The 507-nt window shown below is 47.3% G+C and carries 1 protein-coding gene; it reads left to right on the top strand.

The window, feature by feature from the left end:
* Positions 1-507, top strand: a 507-nt coding sequence (locus R7R24_RS30690) for an amino acid--tRNA ligase-related protein (RefSeq protein WP_318120713.1), incomplete at both ends; no start/stop codon positions are given.

Genomic DNA, 507 nt, shown 5'->3' on the forward strand with positions numbered 1-507 from the left:
CAATGCCTTACGGTGAAGATACTGTTGAGTTTGGCGGTAAGTACGCTCGCATGAGCATGTTTGAAGCAATCAAACACTACAACCCAGACCACGCTCAAATCCAAGCGCTAACGGAAGAAGATCTACAAAACCGCGAACTAATGGTTTCTATCGCTAAATCTGTTCACGTTGAAGTAGAACCTTTCTGGACTTGTGGTCAGCTTCTTGAAGAGATCTTCGGTGAAACTGCAGAACCTAAACTAATGCAGCCTACGTTCATCACTGGCTACCCAGCGGATATTTCTCCACTGGCACGTCGTAGCGATGACAACCCATTCTTCACAGACCGCTTTGAGTTCTTCATCGGTGGCCGTGAAGTAGCAAACGGCTTCTCAGAGCTTAACGATGCAGAAGACCAAGACGCGCGCTTTAAAGCACAGGTTGAAGCAAAAGAATCTGGTGATGACGAAGCGATGTTCTACGATGCAGACTACATCACTGCACTAGAACACGGTCTACCACCAACAG

This window comes from Vibrio sp. 704 (assembly GCF_033339295.1).